The 20,726-nt window shown below is 68.3% G+C and carries 14 protein-coding genes and 1 pseudogene; 11 read left to right on the top strand and 4 right to left on the bottom strand.

Going from position 1 to position 20,726, the window contains the following annotated elements:
* The first annotated feature begins 265 nt into the window (after positions 1–265).
* The 4 genes from trxB to infA all read left to right on the top strand — a co-directional run bounded on the left by trxB (position 266) and on the right by infA (position 3,504).
* Positions 266–1,219, top strand: a complete 954-nt coding sequence (gene trxB, locus I8J32_RS12485) for a thioredoxin-disulfide reductase (RefSeq protein WP_200612666.1) — start codon at positions 266–268, stop codon at positions 1,217–1,219.
* Complete coding sequence (locus I8J32_RS12480; protein ID WP_200612663.1) at positions 1,219–2,340, top strand: GNAT family N-acetyltransferase; 1,122 nt, start codon at positions 1,219–1,221, stop codon at positions 2,338–2,340. The genes trxB and I8J32_RS12480 overlap by 1 nt, the downstream gene beginning before the upstream one ends.
* A 41-nt stretch (positions 2,341–2,381) precedes the next feature.
* Positions 2,382–3,128 (top strand): leucyl/phenylalanyl-tRNA--protein transferase, encoded by a 747-nt coding sequence (aat, locus tag I8J32_RS12475; protein ID WP_207526599.1) that lies wholly within the window; start codon positions 2,382–2,384, stop codon positions 3,126–3,128.
* 157 nt (positions 3,129–3,285) lie between these two features.
* On the top strand, positions 3,286–3,504 hold the full coding sequence (gene infA, locus I8J32_RS12470) for a translation initiation factor IF-1 (RefSeq protein WP_200612657.1): 219 nt from the start codon (positions 3,286–3,288) through the stop codon (positions 3,502–3,504).
* Between the two features lie 150 nt (positions 3,505–3,654).
* Here infA and clpA read toward each other — a convergent pair whose 3' ends face one another.
* Together clpA and clpS are read right to left on the bottom strand one after the other, a co-directional pair.
* Positions 3,655–5,934, bottom strand: a complete 2,280-nt coding sequence (gene clpA, locus I8J32_RS12465) for an ATP-dependent Clp protease ATP-binding subunit ClpA (protein ID WP_200612654.1) — start codon at positions 5,932–5,934, stop codon at positions 3,655–3,657.
* A gap of 139 nt (positions 5,935–6,073) precedes the next feature.
* Positions 6,074–6,394, bottom strand: coding sequence for an ATP-dependent Clp protease adapter ClpS (clpS, locus tag I8J32_RS12460; protein ID WP_200612651.1), 321 nt, complete (start codon positions 6,392–6,394; stop codon positions 6,074–6,076).
* A 234-nt stretch (positions 6,395–6,628) separates the two neighbouring features.
* Between clpS and I8J32_RS12455 the strand changes: the two genes are divergently transcribed.
* The 3 genes from I8J32_RS12455 to I8J32_RS12445 are packed head-to-tail and all read left to right on the top strand — an operon-like array spanning position 6,629 to position 8,834.
* Complete coding sequence (locus I8J32_RS12455) at positions 6,629–7,093, top strand: NUDIX hydrolase (RefSeq protein ID WP_200612648.1); 465 nt, start codon at positions 6,629–6,631, stop codon at positions 7,091–7,093.
* Entirely contained in the window at positions 7,090–8,208 is a 1,119-nt protein-coding gene (gene mnmA, locus I8J32_RS12450) for a tRNA 2-thiouridine(34) synthase MnmA (protein WP_207526598.1), read from the top strand. Before I8J32_RS12455 ends, mnmA begins: the two co-directional genes overlap by 4 nt.
* A 23-nt stretch (positions 8,209–8,231) precedes the next feature.
* Complete coding sequence (locus tag I8J32_RS12445) at positions 8,232–8,834, top strand: lysogenization protein HflD (RefSeq protein WP_200613168.1); 603 nt, start codon at positions 8,232–8,234, stop codon at positions 8,832–8,834.
* A 1,093-nt stretch (positions 8,835–9,927) separates the two neighbouring features.
* On the opposite strand, the gene acnB is transcribed toward I8J32_RS12445, so the two are convergent.
* The gene (acnB, locus tag I8J32_RS12440; RefSeq protein WP_200612642.1) at positions 9,928–12,555 is read right to left on the bottom strand and encodes a bifunctional aconitate hydratase 2/2-methylisocitrate dehydratase; all 2,628 of its coding nucleotides are present in this window, start codon (positions 12,553–12,555) and stop codon (positions 9,928–9,930) included.
* 373 nt (positions 12,556–12,928) lie between these two features.
* On the opposite strand from acnB, the pseudogene acnA reads away from it, so the two are divergent.
* A pseudogene (acnA, locus tag I8J32_RS12435) lies at positions 12,929–15,643 on the top strand (aconitate hydratase AcnA); the annotation flags it as partial.
* 702 nt (positions 15,644–16,345) lie between these two features.
* Here the strand turns inward: acnA and I8J32_RS12430 are convergent.
* Entirely contained in the window at positions 16,346–16,750 is a 405-nt protein-coding gene (locus I8J32_RS12430; RefSeq protein WP_200612636.1) for a nuclear transport factor 2 family protein, read from the bottom strand.
* Between the two features lie 208 nt (positions 16,751–16,958).
* Between I8J32_RS12430 and I8J32_RS12425 the strand changes: the two genes are divergently transcribed.
* The 3 genes from I8J32_RS12425 to I8J32_RS12415 all read left to right on the top strand — a co-directional run bounded on the left by I8J32_RS12425 (position 16,959) and on the right by I8J32_RS12415 (position 20,663).
* Entirely contained in the window at positions 16,959–18,635 is a 1,677-nt protein-coding gene (locus I8J32_RS12425; RefSeq protein WP_200612634.1) for a long-chain fatty acid--CoA ligase, read from the top strand.
* 124 nt (positions 18,636–18,759) lie between these two features.
* Entirely contained in the window at positions 18,760–19,629 is an 870-nt protein-coding gene (locus I8J32_RS12420) for a metal-dependent hydrolase (protein ID WP_207526596.1), read from the top strand.
* 161 nt (positions 19,630–19,790) lie between these two features.
* On the top strand, positions 19,791–20,663 hold the full coding sequence (locus I8J32_RS12415) for a crotonase/enoyl-CoA hydratase family protein (protein ID WP_200613165.1): 873 nt from the start codon (positions 19,791–19,793) through the stop codon (positions 20,661–20,663).
* The last annotated feature ends 63 nt before the right edge of the window (positions 20,664–20,726 follow it).

Raw genomic sequence — 20,726 nt, 5'->3', positions numbered from 1 at the left:
CGGGCACGCAACGCTGCGGCCCGCCAACCTTGCCTTGTAATGCCGGGACGCGACCGCCAATCTATTGCGTCCACGGATCCTGCCTGGGCACATCGAGCGGAGTTACGGTTTCCGCTCGCCGGTTCCAATCCGGTTTGAAGTCAGTGTTTCAAGCCAGGGTTTCAAACCTGGATTCAAACCCTGCATTCAAAGCCGGTTCCAGACCCGCACAGGCCAATCCATTCCGCACCGTACGGTGCGCGTCCAACAGCACGCAATTATACCCATGAGCCCATCCAAGCACTCCCGTCTGATCATCCTCGGTTCCGGCCCGGCAGGCTGGACCGCCGCCGTCTACGCGGCACGCGCGAACCTCAAGCCCGTGGTGATCACCGGCCTGCAGATGGGCGGTCAGCTGATGACCACCACCGAGGTCGACAACTGGCCGGGCGATGCGCACGGCCTGATGGGTCCGGACCTGATGACGCGCATGCAGGCGCATGCCGAACGCTTCGACACCGAAGTGGTGTTCGACCACATCCACACCGCCGACCTCTCGCGCCGGCCGTTCAAGCTCAAGGGCGACAGCGGCGAGTACACCTGCGACGCGCTGATCATCTCCACCGGCGCCACCGCCAAGTACCTGGGCCTGCCGTCGGAAGACGAGTTCAAGGGCCGCGGCGTTTCCGCCTGCGCGACCTGCGACGGGTTCTTCTACAAGGACCAGGACGTGGCCGTGATCGGCGGCGGCAACACCGCGGTCGAGGAAGCGCTGTACCTGTCCAACATCGCGCGCAAGGTCTACCTGGTGCACCGTCGCGACACGCTGCGCGCCGAGAAGATCATGCAGGACAAACTGCAGGCGAAGATCCAGTCGGGCAAGATCGAACCGGTGTGGCACCACGTCGTCGACGAGGTACTGGGCAACGATGCCGGCGTGACCGGCATGCGCGTGAAGTCGGTGCAGGACGGCGCGGTGCGCGAGATCCCGATCCACGGCCTGTTCGTCGCCATCGGGCACACGCCCAACACGACGCTGTTCGAAGGCCAGCTCGAGATGAAAAACGGCTATATCACCATCCGCACCGGATTGGCCGGCGAAGCCACCGCCACCAGCGTGCAGGGCGTGTTCGCCGCCGGCGACGTGGCCGACCAGGTCTACCGCCAGGCGATCACATCCGCCGGTTTCGGCTGCATGGCCGCGCTCGACGCCGAGAAGTTCCTGGACAAGGAAGGCTGATGCCCCAGGCGCGCGTCCTCGGCGCGCTTGACCAGGTCGACGCGGCGCGCTGGGACGGCCTGCACGACGGCACCCATCCCTTCGTCACCCACGATTTCCTCGCCGGCCTGGAAACCCACGGCTGCCTGCGCGCCCGCTGGGGCTGGCAGCCCCGGCACCTCACGCTCTGGGAAGGCGACCAGCTGGTCGCCGCCGCCCCCGCCTACCTCAAGTCCAATTCCCACGGCGAGTTCGTCTTCGACCACGCCTGGGCCCACGCCTATGCGCAGCACGGGCTGGACTACTTTCCCAAGTGGCTCTGCGCGGTGCCCTACTCGCCCGTCACCGGCCCGCGGCTGCTGGCGCCGGCCGTCGCCTTGCGCGCCACGCTGGCGCAGGCGCTGGTGGCGCACTGCCGTGACCAGGGCTGGTCCTCGGCCCACGTCAACTTCCATCGCGACGACGAGGCGCCGGCCTTCGATGACGACTGGCTGCCCCGCGTGGACGTGCAGTACCACTGGCGCAACGACGCCGGCTGGGCCGGTTTCGAGGACTACCTCGCCGCGATGGACCATCGCCACCGCAAGAACATCCGCCAGGAGCGCGCACGGGTCGCCCGCGCCGGGGTGGACTTCCGGGTCGTCCACGGCGACGAGCTGCGCGAGGGCGACCTGGCGGCGATGCACGCCTTCTACGTCGACACCTTCGACCAGTACGGCAACCAGCCGGCGCTGACCCTGCCGTTCCTGGAGCACCTGGCGCGTACCCGGCCGCGATCGCTGGTCCTGATCCTGGGGCAGCGCGAGGGACGCACCATCGCCGGCGCCCTGTGCCTGCGCGGGGGCGACACCCTGTACGGACGCTACTGGGGCGCGACGGAAACGCTGCCGGGACTGCACTTCGAGACCTGCTACTACCAGGGCATCGAATACTGCCTGCAACACGGGCTCACGCGGTTCGAACCCGGCGCACAGGGCGAACACAAGCTGGCGCGCGGATTCCTGCCCACCCTGGTGCACAGCCGGCACTGGATCGCCGACCCGCGCTTCCGCCAGGCGCTGCGCGCCTGGTGCGCGGAGGAGTCGGCCGCGGTCGAGCGCTACGCCCGGCATCTTGCCGAGCGCTCGCCCTTCCGGAGCTAGGCACCGCTGCGGGGCGCGCGTGCCCTGGGCGATGATGGGTCATGCCGATCCGCCTGCCCGCATTGTCCAGCGACCCCACCGCGCCCTTTCCTCCCGCCCGCACCGCCCGGGTCGATCCCGACGGACTGCTGGCCATGGGCGGCGACCTGTCGCCCGCGCGGCTGATCAACGCCTACCGGCACGGCATCTTTCCCTGGTACAGCCACGGCCAGCCGATCCTGTGGTGGTGCCCGGATCCGCGCACCGTGTTCGACACCGGCCAGGTGCGGCTGTCCTCGAAGTTCCGCCGCCTGCTGCGCCGCAGCGACTGGACGGTCACGGCAGACACGGCTTTCGCGGAGGTGATCCGGCAGTGCGCGGCCACGCCGCGCGAAGGCCAGGACGGCACCTGGATCACGCCGGAAATGATCGCCGCCTACGACACCCTCCACCGGCTGGGCCACGCCCACTCGGTCGAGGTGTTCGATGGGGACGACCGGCTGGTCGGCGGGCTCTACGGTGTCGCGATCGGCCGGATGTTCTTCGGCGAGAGCATGTACAGCGCCGCCTCGGGCGGCTCCAAGGTCGCCCTGGCCGGCCTGGCGCGGCAGTTGTCGGCATGGGGCTGGCCGTTGATGGACGCCAAGGTGGAAAATGACCACCTGCTCAGCCTGGGCGCGCAGCTCTGGCCACGCGAGGCATTCCTGGCGCAGGTCGAAAACCTGACCCGGCTGGACGCCCCGGCAGGGCCCTGGACCGCGCGGTTCGGCCGCCTCCCGGCACGGGACCTGGGCCATCCGCCCCCCTGAACCCGGGACGGCACCGCTCCCGCCCGCGGCCCGCCCCAGCCGACTGAACGACCTGGCCGGGCCTGCCGGGGGGATCGCAACGGCGGCTGGCTTTTGTGGCAGAATGCGCGGCTTCGCGGGCGTGGATGCCCGTTACATCCGGTGATACAGGAAACGCATGGCAAAAGATGATGTGATCGAATTCGAGGGCACGGTGGCGGAAACCCTTCCGAACACCATGTTCCGCGTGCGCCTCGAGAACGGCCACGAGATCATTGCCCATATCTCCGGGCGGATGCGCAAGAACTACATCCGCATCCTCACCGGGGACAAGGTCAAGATCGAGATGACGCCCTACGACCTGACCAAGGGTCGCATCACCTATCGCATGAAGTGATGCTCCGGAAACATTGAAAAAAGGCGGCCTCGGGGCCGCCTTTTTCGTTTCCGCAATCCGGGATCCGCCCGGGACCATCCGTCCGCGCCCGGGAGGCCTGCGCCACCCGCCGGGAGGGCCTGGCCGCGGCCCTCCCCCGCCGCCCCACCGTCAGACGGTGACGGGCAGCAGTTTTTCCGGCTCGGCCTGCGCATCGACCACCAGCTCGTCGTCGCGCACGTCGATGGTGACCCGGCCGCCGCCGACCAGCTTGCCGAACAGCAGCTCGTCCGCCAGCGGGCGCTTGACCTTGTCCTGGATCACGCGGGCCATCGGGCGCGCGCCCATCAGCGGGTCGAAGCCATGCTGGGCCAGCCAGTCGCGCGCACTCAGGGTGGCGGTCAGGCTGACATTCTTCTCGTGCAGCTGGGCTTCCAGCTCGATCAGGAACTTGTCCACCACGCGCAGGATGTGGTCGAAGGCCAGTGCCTGGAACTGCACCACCGCATCCAGGCGGTTGCGGAATTCCGGGCTGAAGGCACGACGGATCACTTCCATCGCGTCGGAGGAATGGTCCTGGCGGGTGAAGCCGATCGACCGGCGCGAGGCCTGCGCGGCGCCCGCGTTGGTGGTCATCACCAGCACGACGTTCTTGAAGTTGGCTTCGCGGCCGTTGGTGTCGGTGAGGACACCGCGGTCCATGACCTGCAGCAGGATGTTGAAGATGTCCGGATGCGCCTTCTCGACCTCGTCGAGCAGCAGCACGCAGTGCGGCGTCTTGACGATCTTCTCGGTCAGCAGGCCGCCCTGGTCGAAGCCCACGTAGCCCGGGGGCGCGCCGATCAGGCGGCTGACCGAATGCGGCTCCATGTACTCGGACATGTCGAAGCGCACCAGCTCGATGCCCAGCTGCAGGGCCAGCTGCTTGGTGACCTCGGTCTTGCCCACGCCGGTGGGGCCGGCGAACAGGAAGTTGCCGATCGGCTTGTCCGGATTGCCCAGGCCCGAACGCGCCAGCTTGATCGCGGCGGTCAGGGTGTCGATCGCCGGGTCCTGCCCGAAGATCACCATCTTGAGGTTGCGCTCCAGGTTGCGCAGCACGTCCTTGTCCGAGGCGCTGACCTGCTTGGTCGGGATGCGCGCCATCTTGGCCACGATGGTCTCGATTTCCTCGGTGTCGATCAGCGCCTTGCGCTCGGCGTCGGGCAGCAGGCGCTGGCGGGCGCCGGCTTCGTCGATGACGTCGATGGCCTTGTCCGGCAGCAGGCGGTCGCCCAGGTGCTTGACCGACAGGTCGACCGCGGCCTGCAGCGCGTCGTCGGCGTAGGTCACGCCGTGGTGCGCCTCGTAGCGCGGCTTGAGGCCGTGCAGGATCTCCACTGTCTCGCCCACCGTCGGCTCGACGATGTCGATCTTCTGGAAGCGACGGGCCAGCGCGCGGTCCTTCTCGAAGATGCCGCGGTATTCCTGGAAGGTCGTCGAGCCGATGCAGCGCAGCTCGCCCGACGCCAGCGCGGGCTTGATCAGGTTGCTGGCGTCCATGGTGCCGCCCGAGGCGGAACCGGCGCCGATGATGGTGTGGATCTCGTCGATGAACAGGATCGTGTCGGGCAGCTTCTTCAGCTGCGCCAGCACCGCCTTCAGGCGCTTCTCGAAGTCGCCGCGGTACTTGGTGCCGGCCACCAGCGCGCCCAGGTCGAGCGAGTAGATGGTGGCGTCGGCCAGCACCTCGGGCACGTCGCCGTCGACGATGCGCTTGGCCAGGCCCTCGGCGATGGCGGTCTTGCCCACGCCGGCCTCGCCCACGTAGAGCGGGTTGTTCTTGCGGCGGCGGCACAGCACCTGGATGGTGCGTTCGACCTCGTTGACGCGGCCGACCAGCGGGTCGATCCGGCCTTCGCGCGCCAGCTGGTTGAGGTTGACCGCGAACTCGGCCAGGGCGTCGCCCTTCATCTCGCCGTCGCCGCCCTCGCCCTGCCGGGAGTCGCCTTCGTCCTGGTGCGAGGGCTCTTCACCGCCATGCTTGGCGATGCCGTGCGACAGGTAATTGACCACGTCCAGCCGGGCAATGTCCTGCTGGTTGAGGTAATAGACCGCGTGCGAGTCCTTCTCGCCGAAGATCGCGACCAGCACGTTGGCGCCGGTCACCTCCTTCTTGCCGGAGGACTGCACGTGGTAGACGGCGCGCTGCAGCACGCGCTGGAACCCCAGCGTGGGCTGTGTGTCGCGCCCGTCGTCGTCGGCCAGTCGGGAGACCGACGTGGCGATGGCCTGTTCGAGTTCGCCGCGCAGGCGGTCGAAGTCCGCGTGGCACGCCTTGAGGACCGCCTCGGCCGAGGGGTTCTCCAGCAGCGCCAGCAACAGGTGCTCGACCGTCATGAACTCGTGGCGCGCCTCGCGGGCGCGCTTGTAGCACTGGCCGATGCTGTACTCGAGATCCTTGCTGAACATGGTGGCTTTTGCCTCCGCAGTTACTGCAACCCTAGATGGGGACAGCAACCGGCTTTTCCATGCCAGCCCCCTCAGGCTTTCGGAACGCTGTGTGGCGCGGCTTCCCTGTTTCCCTAATACAACGCGCGTTCGAGTCGTTTTAGGCCTTTTCCATCGTACAGAGCAAGGGGTGCTGGTTGAGTCTTGAATATTCGTTCACCTGCGCCACCTTGGATTCGGCAACTTCCCGGGTGAAGACACCGCAAACGCCCCGTCCGCGGGTGTGGACATGGAGCATGACCTGCGTCGCCTTTTCGGCGTTGAACGAGAAAAAACGCATGAGGACTTCGACCACGAAGTCCATCGGCGTGTAGTCGTCATTCAGCAGCAGGACGGAATACAGGGGCGGTCGCGCCACTTCCGGCTTGCCGGTTTCGACCATGAGGCCGTGGCTGTGTTCGTGGTCGGTCTGCTTGGGCATCGGCGCATTATAGGAAATGCGGCCAAATTGGACGCTATCGCCGGCAATCGTCAGAATTGAAGCCCGCGTGATTGAATCGGCACGGTCCCGGCCCGATGTGATCAGCCAGGCAGTGACCGTCCGGTGTGGACGGCGTGACCGCCCAGGGCGTGCAGGGGGCGTGATTCCCCCATCGACCACCCGGCGCGCATCCCGCGTGCCGCGCGCGCCGCGCCTCCCGTCCCAGGAAAATCAATGAGCTATCGCGAAGGCCGCTTCTGGCAACCGGACGTTACCGTCGCCACCGTGGTGGTCAGCGACGGACGCCTGCTCGTCGTGGAGGAAGCGGTGGCCGGCCAGTGCGTGATCAACCAGCCCGCCGGGCACCTGGAACCCGACGAAAGCCTGGTCGAGGCGGCGTTGCGCGAGACACGCGAGGAGACGGGCTGGGATGTGCGGCTGACGGCATTTGTTGGCGCCTATCAATGGAAGGCCCCCGAGTCGGGCCGCCACTACCTGCGCTTCGCGTTCGCCGCCGAGCCGGTGTCGCACGATCCGGGGCGCGCCCTGGACGACGGCATCATCCGCGCGCTCTGGCTGACGCCCGCCGAACTCAAGGCCGAGGCCGGACGCCACCGCAGCCCGCTGGTGTGGCAGGTCGCCGCCGATTTCCTCGCCGGGCGCCGCTATCCCCTGGACATGCTGCAGCACCTGTCATGAGCGCCATGCGCACCATCGTGGGGATGTCCGGCGGCGTGGATTCCTCGGTCGCCGCCCTGGTGCTGCAGGAAGCCGGTGAGCCGATCGCCGGACTGTTCATGCGCAACTGGGCCGAGGACGACAGCGGCGACTGCCGCGCCGAGGACGACCGGCGCGACGCGGTGGCGGTGTGCGGACGGCTCGGCATCCCGATGCACTTCCGCGACTTCTCCTCCGAGTACTGGTCCGGCGTGTTCGCGCACTTCCTCGACGAGTATGCCGCCGGCCGCACGCCCAACCCCGACGTGCTGTGCAACCGCGAGATCAAGTTCAAGCACTTCCTGGATGCCGCGCAGGAACTGGGCGCGCAGTACATCGCCACCGGGCATTACGCGCGCATCGCCCGATCGGGGGAGGGCTGGAAGCTGCTCAAGGCCGCCGACCGCGGCAAGGACCAGAGCTACTTCCTCCACCAGCTCGGCGAGGACCAGCTGGCGGCCACCCGGTTCCCGCTGGGCGAACTGCACAAGACCAAGGTGCGCGAGATGGCGCGGGCGGCGAACCTGCCCACGCACGCCAAGAAGGATTCGACCGGCATCTGCTTCATCGGCGAACGCGATTTCCGCGAATTCCTCGGCCGCTACCTCCCCGCCCGGCCCGGCCCGATGCGCACGCCCGACGGCCAGCCCGTCGGCGAGCATCCGGGCGTCTTCTACTTCACCCTGGGCCAGCGCGAGGGCCTGAACATCGGCGGCCGGCGCGGCTTCGCGGCCGCCCCGTGGTACGTGGTCGGCAAGGACGTGGCGCGCAACGTGCTCTATGTCGACCAGGGCACCGATTCGCCCTGGCTGCAGTCGCAGTCGCTGGACACCCAGCACGTCCACTGGATCGCCGGCAGCCCGCCGCAGCGGCGCTTCACCTGCATGGCCCAGACCCGCTACCGGCAGCCCGACCAGGACTGCGAGGTCACCGTCGCCGACGACGGGACGGTGGGCGTGCGCTTCGCCCAGCGCCAGCGCGCGGTCACGCCCGGGCAATCGCTGGTGCTGTACGACGGTGAGGTCTGCCTGGGAGGCGGCGTGATCGCCTCCACCGATGCCCCGCTGGAACAACTGATCAGGGAACAGGCTGCATGAGCGACGCTGGCCGCTTCAATCCGATGTCCGAACGCGTCCTGGCCCTGGCGGGCCTGGCGCAGGCCCTGGCACAGGTGCGCCGGATCGCCGACACCGGCCAGGCGCACGCCGAGGTGCTCGGCACGGCGCTGGACTCGGTCTTCCGCATCGACGCCACCGACGCGGCGCAGGTGTACGGCGGCGAGCAGTCGCTGCGCAACGGCCTGGTGCTGCTGCGCGACTACTTCGACGGCAGCATGCCCGACGACCAGCTGCCGCGGCTGGCGATGGCGGTGATGCAGCTGGAACGCCGTTTCGTCCGCGACGACGAGATGGCCCGGCGCGTCCAGGCCGGCATCCGCGCGCAGGCCGACGCGGCCCAGCGCCTGGGCAGCACCCATCCCGAGGTCCTCAACGCCCTGGGCGCGCTCTACGCCGACACCCTGAGCCACCTGCGACCGCGCGTGCTGGTCCAGGGCAACCCGCACTACCTGGGACAGGCCCCCGTCGTGGCCGAGGTCCGCGCCGTCCTGCTCGCCGCCGTGCGTTCGGCGGTGCTGTGGCGCCAGATGGGCGGCAGCCTGTGGGACTTCTTCCTGCGCAAGCGGGAGATGGGCGCGGCCGTGCGGGCGCTGCTGGGCGCCTAGCCCCGGGGCGCGTCCCATGGGGCGGGTCTCGACCCGCCACCACGATGTCGAAGGTCGCCATCGGCTCCGGCCGCCCGGGCGCATCCCATAGGGCGGGTCTCGACCCGCCATCACGACGTCGAAGGTCGCCGTCGGATCCGGCCGCCCGGGCGCATCCCATAGGGCGGGTCTCGACCCGCCATCACGATGTCGAAGGTCGCCATCGGATCCGTCCGCGGCGTTCCCCACCACGCGGGAAGACCACGGATGCGGGACCAGGCGGGCGTCGCGGGGGAGGGATGCGCGATGGCGGGTCAAGACCCGCCCTATTCGGGGCGCGTCCCGTAGGGCGGGTCTCGACCCGCCATCACGATGTCCAAGGTCGCCATCGGATCCGGCCGCCCGGGCGCATCCCATAGGGCGGGTCTCGACCCGCCACCACGATGTCCAAGGTCGCCATCGGATCCGGCCGCGGCGTTCCCCACCACGCGGGAAGACCACGGATGCGGGACCAGGCGGGCGTCGCGGCGGAGGGATGCGCGATGGCGGGTCGAGACCCGCCTTATTCGGGGCGCGTCCCATAGGGCGGGTCTCGACCCGCCATCACGATGTCGAAGGTCGCCATCGGATCCGGCCGAGGCGTTCCCTACACGCGGGAAGACCACGGATGCGGGACCAGGCGGGCGTCGCGGCGGAGGGATTCGCGATGGCGGGTCGAGACCCGCCCTATGAAGCGATTCCCCCAATGCTTCAAAGCGTTTCCGGAACCCTCGAGAGCTATTCCCCAATCGCTTTGAAGCTATTCCCCAATCGCTTCAAAGCTATTCCCCCATCGCTTCAAAGCTATTCCCCCATCGCTTCAAAGCTATTCCCCCATCGCTTTGAAGCTATTCCCCAATCCCTCCGGAGGGATTCCGGAACCCTCGGGAGCAATTCCCCAATCGCTCTAAAGCTATTCCCCAATCGCTCTAAAGCTATTCCCCAATCGCTTTAAAGCTATTCCCCAATCGCTTCAAAGCTATTCCCCCGACCCTCACCGCCCGACAGCCCCGGGCCCCCGAAACAAAAAGCCCCGGCGAACCGGGGCTTCGTGCATGCGCGCCGCGCGGAACGGTCAGGCGACCGTGTCCGCCACGTCGCGGTACTCCTCGATCTGGTCGAAGTTCATGTAGCGGTAGATTTCGGCGCCCTTGCTGTTGATCACGCCGACATCGGCCATGTACTCCTCGCGGGTCGGGATGCGGCCCAGGCGCGAGCAGATCGCCGCCAGTTCCGCCGAACCCAGGTACACGTTGGTGTTGCGGCCCAGGCGGTTGGGGAAATTGCGGGTGGAGGTGGAGAACACGGTCGCGCCCTCGCGCGCCTGCGCCTGGTTGCCCATGCACAGCGAGCAGCCGGGCATTTCCATGCGCGCACCGGCGGTGCCGAAGGTGCCGTAGTGGCCTTCCTTGGTGAGCTCGGAGGCGTCCATCTTGGTCGGCGGGGCCACCCACAGGCGGGTCGGGATGTCGCGCTGGCCTTCCAGCAGCTTGGCGGCGGCGCGGAAGTGGCCGATGTTGGTCATGCACGAGCCGATGAAGACCTCGTCGATCACCGCGCCGGCGACGTCCGACAGGGTCTTCACGTCGTCCGGGTCGTTCGGGCAGGCCACGATCGGCTCGACGATCTGGTCCAGGTCGATCTCGATGACGGCGGCGTACTCGGCGTCCGCGTCGCCTTCCAGCAGCTGCGGGCTGGCCAGCCACTGCTCCATCGCCTTGATGCGGCGCTGCAGGGAACGCGGATCGGCGTAGCCCTGGGCGATCATCCACTTCAGCAGCGTGATGTTGCTGGTGAGGTATTCGACGATCGGTTCCTTGTCCAGCTTGACCGTGCAGCCGGCGGCCGAGCGTTCGGCCGAGGCGTCGGACAGCTCGAAGGCCTGCTCGACCTTCAGCTGCGGCAGGCCTTCGATTTCGAGGATCCGGCCGGAGAAGATGTTCTGCTTGCCCTGCTTGGCCACGGTCAGCAGGCCCTGCTTGATGGCGGCCAGCGGGATCGCGTTGACCAGGTCACGCAGGGTGACGCCCGGCTGCATCGTGCCCTTGAAGCGCACCAGCACCGATTCGGGCATGTCCAGCGGCATGACGCCGGTGGCGGCGGCGAAGGCGACCAGGCCGGAGCCGGCCGGGAACGAGATGCCGACCGGGAAACGGGTGTGCGAGTCGCCGCCGGTGCCGACGGTGTCGGGCAGCAGCATGCGGTTGAGCCAGCTGTGGATCACGCCGTCGCCGGGGCGCAGCGCGATGCCGCCGCGGTTGCTGATGAAGGCCGGCAGCTCGTGGTGGGTCTTGACGTCGACGGGCTTGGGATAGGCCGCGGTGTGGCAGAAGGACTGCATCACCAGGTCGGCCGAGAAGCCCAGGCAGGCCAGGTCCTTGAGCTCGTCCCGGGTCATCGGGCCGGTGGTGTCCTGCGAGCCCACCGAGGTCATCTTCGGCTCGCAGTAGGTGCCCGGGCGGATGCCGGTGCCTTCGGGCAGGCCGCAGGCGCGGCCGACCATCTTCTGCGCCAGCGAATAGCCGCGGCCGGAATCGGCCGGGTTGGACGGCAGGCGGAACAGCGTCGAGGGCGCCAGGCCCAGCGCTTCGCGCGCCTTGGCCGTAAGGCCGCGGCCGACGATCAGCGGGATACGGCCACCGGCGCGCACTTCGTCGAAGAGCACGTCGGACTTGACCGAGAACTCGGCGATGACCTGGCCGTTCTTCAGCGCCTTGCCTTCGTACGGACGCAGTTCGACCACGTCGCCCATGTCCATCTGCGACACGTCCAGCTCGATCGGCAGCGCGCCGGCGTCCTCCATCGTGTTGTAGAAGATCGGCGCGATCTTGGAGCCCAGGCAGACGCCGCCGAAGCGCTTGTTCGGGATGTAGGGGATGTCCTGGCCGGTGAACCACAGCACCGAGTTGGTGGCGGACTTGCGCGAGGAACCGGTGCCGACCACGTCGCCGACGTAGGCCACCAGGTGGCCCTTGGCCTTGAGCGACTCGATGAAGCCCACCGGGCCGCGCTTGCCGTCGACTTCCGGGACGATGCCGTCGCGGGCGTTCTTGAGCATCGCCAGCGCGTGCAGCGGGATGTCCGGACGCGTGGTGGCATCGGGGGCCGGCGAGAGGTCGTCGGTGTTGGTTTCGCCGGTCACCTTGAACACGGTGACGGTGAGGCTCTCGGGCACCTGCGGGCGGCTGGTGAACCACTCGGCGTCGGCCCAGCTCTGCAGCACGGCCTTGGCATTGGCGTTGCCCTGCAGGGCCTTTTCCTGCACGTCGTGGAAGGCATCGAACATCAGCAGGGTGTGCTTGAGCGCCTCGGCGGCGACGGTGCCGACCTGGGCGTCGTCCAGCAGTTCCACGAGGGGCAGGATGTTGTAGCCGCCGAGCATCGTGCCCAGCAGCTGCGTGGCGCGTTCGCGGCTGATCAGCGCACTGGCTTCGGAACCGAACGCCACGGCCGCCAGGTAGGACGCTTTCACCTTCGCCGCATCGTCCACGCCCGCGGGGACGCGGTGGGTGATCAGCTCGAGCAGGAAGGCTTCCTCGCCCGCCGGCGGGGCCTTGAGCAGCTCGATGACATCGGCGGTCTGCCGGGCGGTGAGCGGCAGCGGCGGGATGCCCAGCGCGGCGCGCTCGGCGACGTGTTGGCGGTAGGTGGAAAGCGTGCCGTTGGTGAGCGTGCCGTTGGAAAGCGTGTCGCTGGAAAGCATGAACAGTCCCGTCTGAGTGGCGTCAGGGCACCGGGCCCGTGCGACACCGGCGGCGCGGGGCCGCAGCGACAGGGTCCGATGGGAAATGGCTACTGGTGTTGCGTGCTGTCGGAATGGCGCAGCCCAGTGACCGGCACGCACCATTCCCGACCGCATATTTTGCCCGCAATGGCCCCCGCGGGCAATGTCGAAAGCGGCAAAATCCGAGACCTGGCGCGGGGTTACGACGCAATCGCAACACTGCGTCTGCGACCGTGGGCTGGCTTTCGCCCCACGGGGCCACAGTTGTTCATAATCAAGGCGCCCCGCGCCGCAGTCCGGTGCCGGTCCACCGCCAGGCCGCCGTCCCCCCGCCGCCCCACCGGAGCCCCCCATGTCGCACGACTCCTTCGCCACCCGCCGAAAGCTCGAGGTCAACGGCAAGTCCTATACCTACTTCAGCCTGCCCGAACTCGCCCGGCGGCTGGAGGCGGACGGCACGCCGGCCATGCCGCTGTCGCGCCTGCCCTACTCCATGAAGATCCTGCTGGAGAACCTGCTGCGGCACGAGGACGGCGGGATGACCGTGGGGCCGGAGCACATCCGGGCCGTGGCCAACTGGGACGCGCGGCTGGAGCCGGAAACCGAGATCGCCTTCATGCCGGCCCGGGTCGTGCTGCAGGACTTCACCGGCGTGCCCTGCGTGGTCGACCTGGCGGCGATGCGCGACGCGGTGACGCGGCTGGGCGGCCGCCCCTCGCAGATCAACCCGCTGATCCCGTCGGAACTGGTGATCGACCACTCGGTCAAGGTGGACGTGTTCGGGCGGCCCGACGCGCTGGACCTCAACGGCAAGATCGAATTCGAGCGCAACCTGGAGCGCTACGCCTTCCTGCGCTGGGGACAGAAGGCCTTCGGCAACTTCAAGGTCGTGCCGCCCAACACCGGCATCGTCCACCAGGTGAACCTGGAAAACCTGGCGCGCGTGGTCATGGAGCGCGAAGTGGGCGGCGAACTGCTGGCCTTCCCGGACACCGTGTTCGGCACCGACTCGCACACCACGATGATCAACGGCATCGGCGTGCTCGGCTGGGGCGTGGGCGGCATCGAGGCCGAAGCGGCGATGCTGGGCCAGCCCTCCTCGATGCTGATTCCCGAGGTCGTGGGCTTCCGGCTCACCGGCCGCCTGCCCGAAGGCACCACCGCGACCGACCTGGTGCTGACGGTCACCCAGATGCTCCGCGCGCTGGGCGTGGTGGGCAAGTTCGTCGAGTTCTTCGGTGACGGCCTGCAGCACCTGCCGCTGGCCGACCGGGCCACCATCGCCAACATGGCGCCCGAATACGGCGCGACCTGCGGCATCTTCCCCATCGACGGCGAGGCGCTGACCTACCTGCGCCTGTCCGGGCGCAGCGAGGAGCTGATCGGGCTGGTGGAGGCCTACGCGAAGGCCCAGGGCCTGTGGCACGACGCCGACACGCCGGCGGCCACCTACTCGGCCCTGCTGGAACTGGACCTGGCCGATGTCAGGCCGTCGCTGGCCGGACCCAAGCGCCCGCAGGACCGCGTGCTGCTGGAGGCGGTCAAGGACAACTACCACCAGAATCTGGAAGGCCTCACGGTCAACCGCAAGCCCAAGCCGAAGGTCGCACTGGAACGCCTGGCCAGCGAGGGCGGCGCGCAGCCGCAGGCCGAACACCTGGCCGCGCGGCCGGTATCGCGCATCCGCATCCAGGACCAGGACGCGGACCTGTGCGACGGCTCGGTGGTCATCGCCGCGATCACCTCCTGCACCAACACGTCCAACCCGGCGGTGATGCTGGGCGCCGGCCTGGTGGCGCGCAACGCGGTCAGGCTGGGGCTCAAGACCAAGCCGTGGGTGAAGACCTCGCTCGGCCCGGGCTCGCTGGTGGTGACCGACTACCTCCGCAAGGCCGGCGTGCTGGCCGACCTGGAAAAGCTCGGCTTCTACGTCGTCGGCTACGGCTGCACGACCTGCATCGGCAACTCGGGGCCGCTGCCGGACGAGGTGTCCAAGGGCATCGCGGAGAACGACCTGGTGGTGGCCTCGGTGCTGTCGGGCAACCGCAACTTCGAGGGCCGCGTGCACTCGGAGGTGAAGATGAACTACCTCGCCTCCCCGCCCCTGGTCGTGGCCTATGCGCTGGCCGGCACGGTCGACATCGACCTCACCCGTGAACCGGTCGGCAAGACCGCCGATGGCAAGGAAGTGTTCCTGCGCGACATCTGGCCCAGCAACAAGGAGATCGGCGACCTCATCGCCGCCACGGTGGGCCCGGAACTGTTCGCGCAGAACTACGCCGACGTGTTCAAGGGCGATACGCGCTGGAACCAGATCGCCTCGCCGGAGGGCGAGTCGTTCCATTGGGACGCGGCGTCGACCTACATCAAGAACCCGCCGTATTTCGACGGCATGAGCATGCAGGTCGGCACGATCGACGACATCGCCGGCGCGCGCGTGCTCGGCCTGTTCGGCGATTCGATCACCACCGACCACATCTCCCCGGCGGGCAACATCAAGAAGGACTCGCCCGCCGGCCGTTACCTGGTCGACCGCGGGGTGCAGGCGGCGGACTTCAACAGCTATGGCTCGCGCCGCGGCAACGACGACGTCATGGTCCGCGGCACCTTCGCCAACATCCGCATCAAGAACCTGATGCTCGGCGGCGAGGAAGGCGGCAACACGCTGTACCACGGCGCGCACGGCAGCACCGAAAAGCTGTCGATCTACGACGCGGCGATGCGCTACAAGACCGACGGCGTGCCGCTGGTGGTGTTCGCGGGCAAGGAATACGGCACCGGCTCGTCGCGCGACTGGGCCGCCAAGGGCACCAACCTGCTGGGCATCCGCGCGGTCGTGGCCGAGAGCTTCGAACGCATCCACCGTTCGAACCTGGTCGGGATGGGCGTGCTGCCGCTGCAGTTCTGCGAAGGCGAGAATGCGCTGAAGCTGGAGCTGGACGGCTCGGAGACGGTGAGCATCACCGGCCTGGAGGACGGCGCGTCGAAGACGGCCACCGTCGTGGCGACCAAGCCCGACGGCCGCGAGCACCGCTTCGAGGTCAAGGTCCTGCTGCTGACGCCCAAGGAAGTGGAGTACTTCCGCCACGGCGGCATCCTGCACTACGTGCTGCGGCAACTGGCGGCGCGCAAGCAGGTGTGAGCGCCGGGCTCCCTCCCGCTTCGCGGGGGAAGGGGCTGAACCTTCTGCTCCCTCCCCCGCTTCGCGGGGAAAGGCGCTGGACCTTGTGCTCCCTCCCCCGCTTCGCGGGGGAGGGTCGGGGTGGGGGCGCAGGTCGCGACGATGTCCAATCGCGCGGTTCGCCCCTGCATCTGATTTTGCTGCGTTGAGCGCCATTGCGAACCGCGGGCGCGCACTGACTTGCTGCCCTCACGGGATGATTCGCGGCGATCGTTGGCCCCCGTCCCAACCTTCCCCCGCGAAGCGGGGGAAGGGGCGCATTCGCGGCGATCGTTGCCCCCATCCCAACCTTCCCCCGCGAAGCGGGGGAAGGGGCGCATTCGCGGCGATCGTTGGCCCCATCCCAACCTTCCCCCGCGAAGCGGGGGAAGGGGCGCATTCGCGGCGATCGTTGCCCCCATCCCAACCTTCCCCCGCGCTTTCAACAGCCGAAGGCTGGTCAAGCGGGGGAAGGGGCGCATTCGCGGCGATCGTTGCCCCCCATCCCAACCGTCCCGGCCAGCAGGCACAGCCTGCTGGCGTTCGATGACGCGCGGACCCGTGGTCCGCAATCGCGTCCTCTCACCCCCCGCGAAGCGGGGGAAGGCGCTACAGCTGCGGTTTCCAGTTCGCCCGCACCAGTCGCCACTCGCCGTCTTCCAGGCGCCAGTCGGTATCGACGTCGTAGACCTGCCCGGTGTCGGGCAGCAGTCCGTTGCCGCCGGTCACCGCGGCGGTGAACCGCACCGTGGCGGCGTCGCCGTGCATGTCGATGTCCAGCGGGCCCAGCGTGGCGTCGATGCCCTGGTGGCGCAGGAAGACCGCCTGCGCCATGCGCGCCAGGCCCTGCCGGTCCATGCCCTGGGGGCCGACGAAATCGCCGGCCAGCGTGTCCTTGAGCGATGCGGCGTCGCGCTTCTCGGCGGCGTCGCGTGCATCGGCGATGGTCTGCCGCAGGGCGGCCTCCGGCGGGGTGCCCGAACAGGCGGCCGCCATGAGGATCCATGACAGCACTAGGGTCCGGCAGGCTGGTCCGAGCCATGGCGCGCGTGGTTTCATCGGCGAGTTCTCCGCTCGTATGCCGCGAGCCTAGCAGGCCCGCGACGGCGCGCGCCCACGCGCCTTGCCAGCCTCTGGAGCCTATGCTCCAATCGGGTGAATACCGTACGGCGGCGCATTCGCCGGCGCAGCGACTAGACAGCGTTACAGCGAGGGGATCGCGATGAGCAATGAACGTCCGTGGCTGGCGGAGTATCCCGAAGGCGTGCCCGCCGAAATCGACGTCGACGAGTTTCCGTCCGTGGTGTCGGTCCTGCAGAAGGCCATCGACACCTACCGCGACCGCCCCGCTTTCGCCAACCTCGGCAAGACGCTCACCTACGGCGACATCGACCGCCTGAGCCGGCAGTTCGCCGCCTACCTGCTGGGCGAGCTCGGCCTGAAGAAGGGCGATCGCGTCGCGATCATGCTGCCCAACTGCCTGCAGTACCCGATCGCCATCTTCGGCGCGCTGCGCGCGGGCCTGACGGTGGTCAACACCAATCCCATGTACACCGCGCGCGAACTCAAGCACCAGCTGGTGGACTCGGGTGCGAGCGTGCTGCTGGTGCTGGACAATTTCGGGCACACCGTCCAGGAAGTCATCGCGCAGACCCCGGTGAAGCAGGTGATCACGACGGGCCTGGGCGACATGCTCGGCTTCCCCAAGGGCAACATCGTCAACTTCGTCCTGCGGCACATCAAGAAGATGGTGCCGGACTACAGCCTGCCGGGCGCGGTGCGCTTCCGCGACACCCTGGTGCTGGGCCAGCTCAAGCAGCTGCCGGTGGTGGACATCGCGCCTGACGACATCGCCTTCCTGCAGTACACCGGCGGCACCACCGGCGTGTCCAAGGGCGCGATGCTCACCCATCGCAACCTGGTGGCGAACATGCAGCAGGCCTCGGCCTGGATCGGCACCAACGTCAAGTACGGCCACGAGACCATCATCACCGCGCTGCCGCTGTACCACATCTTCGCGTTGACGGCGAACGGCCTGGTCTTCATGAAGTTCGGCGGCCTGAACCACATGATCACCAACCCGCGCGACATGCCCGCGTTCGTGAAGGAGCTCAAGAACACGCCGTTCACCGCGATCACCGGCGTCAACACGCTGTTCAACGGCCTGCTCAACACGCCCGGGTTCGACCAGGTCGACTTCTCCAAGCTGCACCTGACCCTGGGCGGCGGCATGGCCGTGCAGCGCGCCGTGGCCGAGCGCTGGAAGCAGGTCACCGGCACCACCCTGGTGGAGGCCTACGGCCTGACCGAAACCTCCCCGGCCGCCTGCATCAACCCGATGGACCTGGAGGAATACAACGGCGCCATCGGCCTGCCCATCCCGTCCACGCAGGCCTGCGTCAAGGACGAGAACGGCCAGCAGATGCCCGTCGGCGAAGTGGGCGAACTGTGCATCAAGGGCCCGCAGGTGATGAAGGGCTACTGGCAGCGGCCGGAGGAAACGGCCAACGTCATCGACGCCGACGGCTGGCTGCACACCGGCGACATGGCGAAGATGGACGAGCGCGGCTACTTCTACATCGTCGACCGCAAGAAGGACATGATCCTGGTCTCGGGGTTCAACGTGTATCCCAACGAGGTCGAGGACGTCATCGCGATGATGCCCGGCGTGCTCGAGGTGGCGGCCGTGGGCGTGCCCGACGACAAGTCCGGCGAGGCCGTGAAGGTCGTGATCGTGAAGAAGGACCCGGCCCTCACCGCCGAGGACGTGAAGGCCCACGCCCGCGAGAACCTCACCGGCTACAAGCAGCCGCGGTTCGTCGAGTTCCGCACCGAACTGCCCAAGACCAACGTGGGCAAGATCCTGCGTCGCGAGCTGCGGGACGCGGCCAAGGCCTGATCCCAGGCCCCGTGCGGGCGGCCCAGGGCCGCCCGCACGCGGTTGGGCCCCTCGCCGGGAAGGTAGTAAGATCGTTGCGAGCGTCCGTGCCTGTGGCGGGCGTGTTGAACGGGGGGATCGCACCATGGCGGATCCCGGCACCAACGGAGTGGAGCGGCCGATTCCCGCCCGTCGCTTCGTCGCCGATTTCGATGCGGACACGCCGCGCCACTGGTGCGACGGCGATCCGGTACTGACCCACATGCTCAATGCCTACACCCTCCTGGTGCCGGGCAACGAGGGCTACTACATCCGCACGCTGAAGCTGCGGATGCCACGCATCCACGACCCCGCGATGCGGGTCATGGTGGCCCAGTTCCTGCTGCAGGAAGGCCAGCATGGCGCCGGGCACCATCGCTGCTGGCAGATGCTGGAGGCCCAGGGTTACCGCATCTCCGGCTTCCAGCAGCCCGTCGACGGTTTCCTCTACAAGGTCCTGGAGCCGATCACGCCGCTGCCGCTGCGCATCGCGATGGTCAGCTGCGTGGAGCACGTCAACGCCTACCTGGGGCACGAATTCCTCAGCGAGGGCCTGCTGCGTTCGGCCGAGCCCGAACTGCGCGCGTTGTTCGAATGGCACTTCGCCGAAGAGATCGAGCACAAGCACGTGGTGTTCGACGTGCTGCAGACCCTGCCCCTGCGCTACCCCCTGCGCCTGCTGGGCGCGGTGCTGGTCCTGCCGCTGTTCTACCTGCTGATGTCCGTGGGCGCGATGGTGTTCCTGCGCCAGGACCGCCTGCTGGGCCGGCGCGACACCTGGTCGCGGCTGCGCGCGCATCTGTTCGGTCGCGATCACATGTTCCGGCGGACATGCCGCCACGTGTTCGACTACCTGCGCCCGGGCTTCCACCCCTGGCAACTGGACGACAGCGCCCTCGCGCAGCAGGTCATCGACCGGTATACGGCGCCCGACCGGCCGGTGCTGAAGCCGCTGCCGCGTTCGCGGGCGGCCTGAACCCCCGGGCGGGGACGCCTGCGATGGCCGGGCGCCGTCGCCGTCCCCGTGCCTGTCCGCCGGGCACGCGGGTCCGACCGGAGTAGCATCTGGACGTGGGCTTCCACAACGCCGCCCGCGCCCACCGTCAGTCTGCGGGCGAGCTCACCGAGGACTGCAATATGAGCACGATCGAGAAACTGCGCCGTGTGCGCTCGTACAACACCGTGCGGGTCGAATCCGACCCCGCCGGCGCCTGTCACTGGCTGCACATGCACACGGATGTCGGACGCGGTATCCGTCCCTGCTTCCGCACCGAACTGATGAACGACATGTGGGACTTCCTGTCCTCCATCACCCTGCGCGACGACCAGCGTTCCGGCAATCGCCTGCGCCACGTCGTGCTGGCCTCCGATGCCCCGGCGGCCTTCAACCTGGGCGGCGACCTGGAGCTGTTCGCCCGCCTGATCCGCGAGCAGGACCGCCAGCGGCTGTTGTCCTATGCCCGCCATTGCATCGACGGCGTGCACCACCTGCACACCGGCCTGGGCGGCGACGTCAGGACCATCGCGCTCATCCAGGGCGACGCGCTGGGCGGCGGCATGGAACTGGCGCTGGCCTGCCATCACATCGTCGCCGAGGAAGGCGTCGAGATGGGCCTGCCGGAAGTGCTGTTCGGGCTGTTCCCGGGCATGGGCGCGTATTCCTTCCTCAGCCGCCGCGTCAGCTCGCAGATGGCCGAGCGGATCATCTTGGAAGGCCGCCTCTACAAGGCCGAGGAACTCCACCGGATGGGCGTGGTGGACATCCTGGCGCCCAAGGGCGGTGGCGCGCAGGCCGTCGAGGCGCTCATCCAGCAGCAGCAGCGTTCGCCGATCTCGCACCTGGCCCTCAACGCCGCGCGCACCATGGCGCAGCCGGTCAGCCGCGACGAGCTGATGAACATCACCGAGCTGTGGGTGGACAGCGCGCTGCGACTCGGGGACAAGTCGCTGAAGATGATGGAACGGATCGTGCGGGCCCAGGTGCGTCGCAGCGCTGCGCAGGCAGCCTGAGGGGAACCGGTCCACAGGACCGAGGCAATGCGGTGTGTCGGGGCGCGGTTGGTCAGGCTTGAC

This window comes from Lysobacter solisilvae (assembly GCF_016613535.2).
Taxonomy (GTDB): domain Bacteria; phylum Pseudomonadota; class Gammaproteobacteria; order Xanthomonadales; family Xanthomonadaceae; genus Agrilutibacter; species Agrilutibacter solisilvae.
Note: the sequence above shows the minus strand (reverse complement) of the source record. Positions and strands in the feature narration are given on the sequence as shown.

Excerpts from the sequence above, each read along its gene's own strand:
- acnB (WP_200612642.1), bottom strand. The coding sequence starts at position 12,555 with ATGCTTTCCAGCGACACGCTTTCCAACGGCACGCTCACCAACGGCACG.
- clpS (WP_200612651.1), bottom strand. The coding sequence starts at position 6,394 with ATGCCCAAGCAGACCGACCACGAACACAGCCACGGCCTCATGGTCGAA.
- trxB (WP_200612666.1), top strand. The coding sequence starts at position 266 with ATGAGCCCATCCAAGCACTCCCGTCTGATCATCCTCGGTTCCGGCCCG.
- I8J32_RS12455 (WP_200612648.1), top strand. The coding sequence starts at position 6,629 with ATGAGCTATCGCGAAGGCCGCTTCTGGCAACCGGACGTTACCGTCGCC.
- I8J32_RS12445 (WP_200613168.1), top strand. The coding sequence starts at position 8,232 with ATGTCCGAACGCGTCCTGGCCCTGGCGGGCCTGGCGCAGGCCCTGGCA.
- clpA (WP_200612654.1), bottom strand. The coding sequence starts at position 5,934 with ATGTTCAGCAAGGATCTCGAGTACAGCATCGGCCAGTGCTACAAGCGC.
- I8J32_RS12425 (WP_200612634.1), top strand. The coding sequence starts at position 16,959 with ATGAGCAATGAACGTCCGTGGCTGGCGGAGTATCCCGAAGGCGTGCCC.
- mnmA (WP_207526598.1), top strand. The coding sequence starts at position 7,090 with ATGAGCGCCATGCGCACCATCGTGGGGATGTCCGGCGGCGTGGATTCC.
- aat (WP_207526599.1), top strand. The coding sequence starts at position 2,382 with ATGCCGATCCGCCTGCCCGCATTGTCCAGCGACCCCACCGCGCCCTTT.
- I8J32_RS12480 (WP_200612663.1), top strand. The coding sequence starts at position 1,219 with ATGCCCCAGGCGCGCGTCCTCGGCGCGCTTGACCAGGTCGACGCGGCG.
- I8J32_RS12415 (WP_200613165.1), top strand. The coding sequence starts at position 19,791 with ATGAGCACGATCGAGAAACTGCGCCGTGTGCGCTCGTACAACACCGTG.
- infA (WP_200612657.1), top strand. The coding sequence starts at position 3,286 with ATGGCAAAAGATGATGTGATCGAATTCGAGGGCACGGTGGCGGAAACC.
- I8J32_RS12420 (WP_207526596.1), top strand. The coding sequence starts at position 18,760 with ATGGCGGATCCCGGCACCAACGGAGTGGAGCGGCCGATTCCCGCCCGT.